The 7,881-nt window shown below is 41.9% G+C and carries 7 protein-coding genes and 2 pseudogenes; 4 read left to right on the forward strand and 5 right to left on the reverse strand.

Annotation, left to right across the window (positions count from 1 at the left end; all coding sequences use genetic code 11):
* Positions 1-133: pseudogene (locus tag ACE1AQ_RS03405) on the reverse strand (IS630 family transposase); the annotation flags it as partial.
* A gap of 236 nt (positions 134-369) precedes the next feature.
* On the opposite strand from ACE1AQ_RS03405, the gene ACE1AQ_RS03410 reads away from it, so the two are divergent.
* The 3 genes from ACE1AQ_RS03410 to ACE1AQ_RS03420 all read left to right on the forward strand — a co-directional run bounded on the left by ACE1AQ_RS03410 (position 370) and on the right by ACE1AQ_RS03420 (position 1,421).
* Complete coding sequence (locus tag ACE1AQ_RS03410; protein WP_106909459.1) at positions 370-741, forward strand: hypothetical protein; 372 nt, start codon at positions 370-372, stop codon at positions 739-741.
* A gap of 177 nt (positions 742-918) precedes the next feature.
* On the forward strand, positions 919-1,212 hold the full coding sequence (locus ACE1AQ_RS03415; RefSeq protein WP_002794978.1) for a DUF433 domain-containing protein: 294 nt from the start codon (positions 919-921) through the stop codon (positions 1,210-1,212).
* The gene (locus ACE1AQ_RS03420) at positions 1,209-1,421 is read left to right on the forward strand and encodes a DUF5615 family PIN-like protein (RefSeq protein ID WP_253257668.1); all 213 of its coding nucleotides are present in this window, start codon (positions 1,209-1,211) and stop codon (positions 1,419-1,421) included. Before ACE1AQ_RS03415 ends, ACE1AQ_RS03420 begins: the two co-directional genes overlap by 4 nt.
* A 390-nt stretch (positions 1,422-1,811) precedes the next feature.
* On the opposite strand, the gene ACE1AQ_RS03425 is transcribed toward ACE1AQ_RS03420, so the two are convergent.
* The 4 genes from ACE1AQ_RS03425 to ACE1AQ_RS03440 form a co-directional block, all read right to left on the reverse strand.
* Complete coding sequence (locus tag ACE1AQ_RS03425; protein WP_110543641.1) at positions 1,812-3,083, reverse strand: glycosyltransferase; 1,272 nt, start codon at positions 3,081-3,083, stop codon at positions 1,812-1,814.
* Positions 3,083-4,825 carry an ABC transporter substrate-binding protein gene (locus ACE1AQ_RS03430; protein ID WP_110543642.1) on the reverse strand — a complete coding sequence of 581 codons (1,743 nt, stop codon included), beginning with the start codon at positions 4,823-4,825 and terminating at the stop codon, positions 3,083-3,085. The genes ACE1AQ_RS03425 and ACE1AQ_RS03430 overlap by 1 nt, the downstream gene beginning before the upstream one ends.
* A gap of 198 nt (positions 4,826-5,023) precedes the next feature.
* Positions 5,024-6,163: a citrate synthase gene (locus ACE1AQ_RS03435; protein ID WP_008197070.1), complete on the reverse strand. Its 1,140-nt coding sequence runs from the start codon at positions 6,161-6,163 to the stop codon at positions 5,024-5,026.
* A gap of 289 nt (positions 6,164-6,452) precedes the next feature.
* Entirely contained in the window at positions 6,453-7,148 is a 696-nt protein-coding gene (locus tag ACE1AQ_RS03440) for a Uma2 family endonuclease (RefSeq protein ID WP_374807863.1), read from the reverse strand.
* 343 nt (positions 7,149-7,491) lie between these two features.
* Here ACE1AQ_RS03440 and ACE1AQ_RS03445 point away from each other — a divergent pair.
* A pseudogene (locus ACE1AQ_RS03445) lies at positions 7,492-7,881 on the forward strand (IS200/IS605 family accessory protein TnpB-related protein); the annotation flags it as partial.

Consider the following 7,881-nt stretch of genomic DNA (forward strand, 5'->3'; position numbering starts at 1 on the left):
CTCGTTGAGTTTTTCCGTCGTTTAGCAAGAGAAACATTAAAATTCTTTCCCTAACCTCTGCTCTTTCTTCTTCTTTAAGAGCTTTTTGTAAGTTTTTCTTTTCTTCTAAGTCTAGGAAATCTTTGGCTGGCATAAGTAGGATTTTTCTAAAATTACTATTTCTATTTTAGGTGGTTTAAGTGCGTTTTAGCTTACTAAATCCGTTGAGTATAGGCTACTTATGAGGACAGGCAAAAGGCAAGGTGCAAGAGGCAAAAGGGGAAATAGTCAGGAAATTGACAGTTATTTGGAACAACGCGACCAATAAGCTCAACAACTGAGACAACAACTCGCTAACTCAAAAACACAACTTAGTTGAGAGAATTAAGAATGAAAAATTGTAACCTGATCACTTATCTACTGCTTGCAAGCGCAGCTACCACTTTTTTCCCCTCTGTCGCAGTAGAGATTGACACCTTAGACAAAGGCCACCTAATTGTCCAATCTCGTCGCCAATATGAATGTTCAGAAAATGGAGTCAAACGTAGCATATCAGGTGCTATATATCAAGATGGATATTGCTTTATCCCTATATCAACGGGAAAATGTATCGCCATCCAAAATAAATACACTCGTATTTATTCCCCGCAACAAGGAGGCTGGCAAAAGTGCAGTGATGAGGATGTCGTAACAATTCCGACTACAGGGAAAAAATATTATAGATTTGGCGGCTTAATCAGAACTATATTTGTACTTGATTAATATGATTGTTATTGCATCGCATCCCCTGTAGTGTGATTGACGATATTGTAGAGTACTAGGTTAAGTTGCCGAAAAAACATCTAGCCTAGGATTCCTCTAGCGACTAGATGCCATGATCAAGTCATGTCTGTCCCTGACTAAAATAGAATCAGCGATTTCCCTAAGAGACCTAATTCCATGACGATTATCACTCTTTCACGTTATGTCACCAGAAACAATGAGATTTTAGGTGGAGAGCCAATTATTGAAGGCACTCGCACATCTATTCGCGCAATCGTAGGTCTGTGGCGATTAGGTGTGATGCCAGAGGAAATTCCAACTCATTTACCTCATTTGACCTTAGCACAAGTGTTCGATGCCTTGAGTTTTTATTTGGATCATCAAGCAGAAATTAACGAGTACATTGAACGTAACCAAGTCCCCGATGAGTTGGTGCATCCTTCTGTAAAGGCAGCTTTGGGTAAGCTATGAGCATATTTGCTTCGCTTTACATGGACGAAGATATGTCGGCGTTAGTTGCAACACTTCTGCGTTCTCGTGGTTTAGATGTCACCACTGTTCCTGAGCAGTCAACTTTGGGCAAAACTGACAGCGAACAATTAGAATTTGCCGCTTCTTTAGGTAGTGTCTTGTCACCCACAACCGAGTTGATTTTGAACGATTGCATCTTCAATTCATAGAGGAAGGCAGAGAACATTGTGGAATTATTGTTGTCCCTCAGAAAACTGCCTACGAGGTCGTGCAACGGGTTGGTGTTTTAGTCAACACGTTGACTGTTGATAGTATTAATAATCAGTTACTATACGCATGATTTCTCCGCAAACTTACACTCTAAGCACAAGCCAGCTAACACGATGAAGCGGCGATGTTCTAGTTCATTCATCACCGCTGACCATTGCTGTTAGACAGAAATCACAGAAATGTTCAATCTAATCTTTATAGTTCTTCGGTTTGTGTTAGGCCATGGACGGGTTATAAAGGGCGATTTTTGTCAATTGTTTTCGATAACGTTTTTAAAACCCGACACCCCATACCCCGTCCCCAGAAAAAACTTTTTCAGCAGACCCTGGTTATTCTACCGATAGGACGGGTTGGCCGGTAGAAATGGCTTTTTCGACGATATCGGCGGCCATTTTCACTCCTCCAGTCTTCTGTAGCGCTTTTTGCATTCTCAGGGCATTTTCTCGGTAACTGGGGAAGGATAATACCTTTTCAATGGCCTTTTGTAAACGGGGAACTTCTAGACGGGAAATCGGAATCACTTCCCCTGTCCCCGACCATTTTATCCGAGCAGATACCCCCGGTTGGTCGTTAGCGATGGGAATGGCCACCATCGGTACAGCTTGAGCAAGGGATTCTATGGTAGTATTTAAGCCTGCGGGGGTGATAGTCAGAGAGGCTCTGGTTAAAAGCTCTAATTGGGGAGCATAGGGAACAACTAGGGCGTTTTTTGTCGTTATTTGAATGTTAGAGTCGGTGTTGCCCAAGGATAAAACTAATTGTACCGGCAAATCGGCACAGGCTTCGGCGATCGCATTAAAGGTCGATTGTAGGCGAGTTTGAATTGTACCGAGGGAAGCGTAAATCAAGGGTTGTCCGGTTAATTTTTCGTAGGGAAAAGGAATCGTTTTTCTGGTGGAGGAATCGTGAAAGGGACCCGTAAAGTGAAAGTGAGCGGGTAAATTTGGCCGAGGAAACTCGAATTCGGCAGGTTGTTGGCTAATTTGGGCAAGGGGGGAATAGCGTTGATTGATGTTTTGATAGGGAATTAACCCCCATTCTTGACGCTGCCGGTTGATTAACTCATTCAGGGGACGAGTCAGAGAGTCAAGGAGTTTATAGCCAATTTTATTGCGAATAACCCCGATAAATGAGGGATTATAGTCCCAACTGGTCATAAAGGGCGGAATGAGCGGGTCACGATTTAAAACCAATGCCGAACAAAAACTGATAAAGGGAATAGCCAATTTTTCTGCGATTGTACCCCCTGAGGCGGAAACTTGATCGACAATTAGGGCATCAATTCCCAAGCGACGCATCTCTTGAGGGATAGTTTCAAAGAGGGTCGCTGTAGAATTAGTCACTAATTGTACCGTGCGTCGGACGGCGGCCGTTCCCCGTAATTGACCAATTTCGGCTAAATTTTGGGCTGATGTGCCTTTCGGATATTTGTCGGGTGCAATTGCCTGAAAATCTAACCCGGCTGCTTGCACCATTTCTTCACCATCAAGAGTTAAAAAACAGGTAACTTTATGACCGCGTTTTTGTAATTCTTTTCCTAAAGGTAGGAGAGAATAAATATGTCCAGAAGTTGTAGGACAGAGGAAACCAAAATGAGTCATTAAACACCTCCACAGGTTTTCTTTAATTCTTCTAGATTCCAGAATGCTCCACCCAAGGCAGAGAATTGTATTCCTTCAAAGCAGTTACGCACAGCCCCCAAAGCGAGGGGATTAACTAGATAAATAAACGGGACGTATTCCTGTTGAAGTTGTTGAATTTCATTATAGATAACTTTGCGCTTCTCAAAGTCTAATTCTTGGGAACCTTTGACGTATAAATCGGCGATTTTTTTCTCCCAATCCGCCGCTTGCCAGCCTTGAATTGGCGGGCTGCCGGGTTGAGGTTGTTGGTTAAAAGCGTGGAGATTTCCATCTACATACCAAATATTGGGGGCGTGGGGTTCGTTATCACCGGTAAAACCTAAAATATGGGCCTCCCAATCTAGACTATTACTTAGTTTATCAACTAAATTACTAAAAGCGATCGCTTGAAAATCCACTTGAATTCCTATTGCGGCTAAATCATTTTTAATTTGCGCCCCTATTGCTTCCCGGATTTTGTTACCCGCGTTAGTAATCAGGTTAAATCTAACGGGATTATTATCAGCATCGACTAGCAGATTATCACTATTATACTTAAATCCCGCCTCTAATAATAATTCTTTGGCTTTTTCGGGATTATAATCGTAACCTTTCAGGGTTTTATCGTAAAAAGGAGATTGGATAGAAAGAAAAGAGTTTTGTGCTTCTCCCAATCCTCGATAGATATCATCAATCATTCTTTGACGATTAATGCCGTAGGCAATAGCTTGGCGGAAATTTAAGTTATTAAACCACCTGGATTTAATCGGATCTACTAGGGGTTTTCCGTCGCGTTTGCCTTGATTGAGATTAAAACCGATAAATTGGGTTCCGTAGGCAGGTCCCCCATTAAAAATAGTGAAATTTCCTCTTTCTTCTTCAGTTTTTAAGAGGGAGAAAAATTCGGGAGTTACCGCAATAGAATCTAAACTTCCCGAACGAAATTGTAGTAAAGTTGTATCCTGAGATTCAACAATTGCCCAAATTACTGAAGTTATATGGGGTAATTGTTGTCCCTGGTCATCTTTTTTCCAATAGTAAGGGTTATTCTCAAAAATAATCCTTTGTCCCGTGATATATTCTTTTAGTTTATAAGCACCATTAAAAACAATTTTATCGGGAGGAGTATCTAACCCCCAAGTGGAGAGAAATTCTAACCTACCATCGGGGCTTTTTTTCTGAATAGTTTTTTCTAAAGCGTGTTTAGGTAAAATCGGTGAACTGACAGCATCTAAAAAAGGAGCAAAAGGTTCGGGTAGTTTAAATTCGATTCTGCGATTATCTAGTTTAGTAATAACTGGAAATTCTTTTTTTAATCCTATTCTTAAACTATCGCGGTAGTTGTTAGGAATATCAGGATTTAGATATAAGTCTTTATAGGTAAAAACCACGTCATCAACGGTTAAGGGTTGACCATCTGACCATTTTAAACCCTCTCTGATAGTAAAAATAATGTTCAAATTATCATCGGAAATTGTCCAAGATTCTGCCAAGACCGGTTCTTTTTTGCCAGTAATGGGATTTTCTGTTAATAGTCCTTCGTAGGTTAAACCAAAAATATTCGGGGATTCGGCCGATAAAACAGCATTAAAGGTTTTTGGGTCACTTAATACCGATATGACCACTTGATTGCGTCTAACTTGATTACCACAAGCAGTTAGGGAAATCAGCAATAAACCAAAAATTAAAAATACCGTTAATCTGCACCAAAATTTCACCATAATCTTTAATATTTTTCTGTCCGACTATCTAGAAGTAAAGACCTTGTCTGGCTATATACACCGAAACTGACCAAGCTGAAAGCCGCTGGACTGTTTCCTTGCCCCATCAATATAACAGGAAATGAGACAAAAAATCTCGCCTAGGAAAGATTGACAAAGGCGAGAAACCGTGTTTCCATCAAGAATGGGAAATAAAATCTAAGAACGTTGTTCGATCGGTGTATAGGGGACTTCGTGTTCTCCAGTGTATATTTGGGTAGGACGGAAAATGCGGTTAGTATTTAATTGTTCTTTCCAGTGGGCCAACCAACCAGCCACCCGGGAGATGGCAAAAATCGGGGTAAATAAATCACTGGGGATGCCTAATTTCCGATAGACCAATCCCGAATAGAAATCCACATTAGGATAGATACCTCTTTCGCCGTAGATATCCACCACTGCCTGTTCTAATTCTAGGGCGATATCGTAGTATTCATCGGAACCTAATTCTGCGAATAATTGTTCGGCAAGATTTTGTAAAATCGTCGCCCGGGGATCCTTAACTTTATATACCCGGTGTCCAAAACCCATAACTTTTTGTTTATTGGCGATACATTTTTCCACATAGGGACGAACATTAGCCACCGAACCGATTTCCTCTAACATTAACAATACTTCCTCGTTTGCCCCACCGTGGAGGGGGCCGGCGAGAGTTCCCACTGCTGAAGCGATGACACCGTAGGGGTCGGTTAAAGTGGAAGCCGTCACCATGGCCGAAAAAGTCGAGGCATTCATGGTATGTTCGGCGTGGAGAGTCAAACAGACATCGAAAACCTTCGCCGCTAAATCCGTCGGTCGTCTTTCCGTCAACATATAGAGGAAATTGGCCGCATAATCAAGACTATCGTTGGGCTGAATGGGATGATTACCTTTGCGAATCAATTGAAACGCCGCCACCATAGTCGGGATTTTCGCTAATAGCCGGACTACTGCCTGACGGATATAGTCGGGATTATCCAGGGCCCGCCTGGCATAGTATAAACCCAAAGCCGCCGCCGAAGTTTGTAGCGCATCCATGGGATGGCCTTTTTCGGGGAAGCATTTCATCATGTCTTCGATACGGTACTTGATGCGTCGATGATAACGGATTTCATCGGCAAATTCTTCCAGTTCCGCCCCCGTGGGCAGAACACCCCAGATAAGGAGATAGGCGGTTTCGAGGAAGGTACTTTTTTCGGCGAGTTCCTCAATCCGAATGCCCCGATACTCTAAGATTCCCTTTTGCCCATCCACAAAGCTGATACTCGATTGGGCGGCGGGAATTCCTTCTAAACCTGGCCGATATTCACAAACTGTCATAGTTCTAACTTTCCGTGGCGAAGATTAAGCCCTAACGCTAACTTACTTGATCTTTCCACCCTTACCGAAATTTTATAGAAATTCTTCGGTTCTGCCTCTCCTGTTCAGGATTGGGGAGAAGTGGACGGAAATTACCCCTATTTAGCGATTGCTTCGTCGATTTAGTCAACCCTGCCCTAGCGCATTTTTTCTGGGCTTACTGTTCCGACTCTAGCTAGAGGACTTGATATTTATCTACTTTCATTGTAGCGAGACTATCTCGATCGATTGAGTAGATCAATAATTTTTTTTAAGTTTCTTCGGGATTAATATTTAACTCCCGCAGTTTTGCCGCCAATCGTTCGGCCCGTTGTCGTTCCGCTTCGGCCCGTTGACTTTCCGCCTCGGCCCGTTGTCGTTCCGTTTCGGCCCGTTGCCGTTCTTGGTTGTAACTGGTGAAAGGTTGACCATCGGGATAATACAAGATTAACTCTGGTTGGGCCAATTGAAAACGGATGCCCAAGCGAGGACTTACCCAATTATCGAGATTTTCCAGACTTTCGAGCCGATTTTCCCGACGAATACAGCCACCCAAATCATTTTTATCGGGATTATAAATGTAGTATTCTTCCACACCATAACGGTCATAAAACAGTAGTTTTCTGGTCATTTCCGTTTGGGTATTACCCGGAGAGAGAATTTCAAAAACCACTTGCGGGGGGATATTTTCTTCTTTCCACTGTCGATAGGATCCCCTTTCCCCTTTCGGTCTGCCAAAAGCTACCATGACATCGGGTGCTTGTCGAGTCTTATTATCTCCCTCCACGGGATACCAGAGTAAATCACCGGCGACGAAAACATCGGCATTATTGGCAAATAACCAGTCTAAATTCGCTTTTATCGTCGTAATCCAGCGAAATTGTCTTGTATTGTCGGCCATCGGTTTACCGTCGCTATCGGGATAGACGATTGTGGTTTTCGGGCTGTCGTCGAGTTGTCTAACCATTGCTTAACCCTAGAATTTCGTCTTTGCTTCCTTAATAGTATAACCTTACTATAAAAAATCGGAGCAAATATTTAGGGATGGTCATGGTCCTAAATGCTGTTTAACAAGTATAGGAGAGTGGGAAGTGGGAAGCGGGTTTTTAAAGTTCGATTAGGAGTTAATCACACTATGAAAAACAGATTTGGTAGAATTAATCATAGAATTGGCGCTTGGTGCCTGGATTGTTAGTTTTATTTTTTTGACCGAATTACTAACCGCAAACACGCACTCTACAATTTACAATCATTGGTGAGCGCACCAATTAATTAGGAGTCTAACCCATGAGCGGCCCCACCATCGAAGTTCCCGCTTACAAACTCAACTGAAAACCAGAAATAATCAACCCTCATCTAAGAGATTGCTATTCCTAACCCATAAACGAAACTGTCGAGTAGAAAATTATCTACACACAGCCAGTAAAAGAGTAATAGATTGGTGTATTATTCATCAAATAGGGACATTAATAATTGGGCATAATGAGCGGATAAAACAATGTCTTAATCTAGGAAAAAGGAATAATCAACAATTTGTTAATATTCCCCATTATAGATTAATAGAAATGTTAACCTACAAAGCTCAATTAAAAGGAATAAAAGTCATAATAACTGAAGAATCCTATACCTCACAATCCAGTGCTTTAGATAGGGATGAGTTACCTAAATATGGTGAAGAAAAACCATTATTTAAGGGAAAA

Source organism: Microcystis sp. BLCC-F209 (assembly GCF_041928595.1).
Lineage (GTDB): Bacteria > Cyanobacteriota > Cyanobacteriia > Cyanobacteriales > Microcystaceae > Microcystis.

Bases quoted from the DNA above. Each gene is read 5' to 3' on its own strand.
- ACE1AQ_RS03420 (WP_253257668.1), top strand. From the start codon at position 1,209: ATGAGCATATTTGCTTCGCTTTACATGGACGAAGATATGTCGGCGTTA.
- ACE1AQ_RS03415 (WP_002794978.1), top strand. From the start codon at position 919: ATGACGATTATCACTCTTTCACGTTATGTCACCAGAAACAATGAGATT.
- ACE1AQ_RS03425 (WP_110543641.1), bottom strand. From the start codon at position 3,083: ATGACTCATTTTGGTTTCCTCTGTCCTACAACTTCTGGACATATTTAT.
- ACE1AQ_RS03410 (WP_106909459.1), top strand. From the start codon at position 370: ATGAAAAATTGTAACCTGATCACTTATCTACTGCTTGCAAGCGCAGCT.
- ACE1AQ_RS03430 (WP_110543642.1), bottom strand. From the start codon at position 4,825: ATGGTGAAATTTTGGTGCAGATTAACGGTATTTTTAATTTTTGGTTTA.
- ACE1AQ_RS03435 (WP_008197070.1), bottom strand. From the start codon at position 6,163: ATGACAGTTTGTGAATATCGGCCAGGTTTAGAAGGAATTCCCGCCGCC.
- ACE1AQ_RS03440 (WP_374807863.1), bottom strand. From the start codon at position 7,148: ATGGTTAGACAACTCGACGACAGCCCGAAAACCACAATCGTCTATCCC.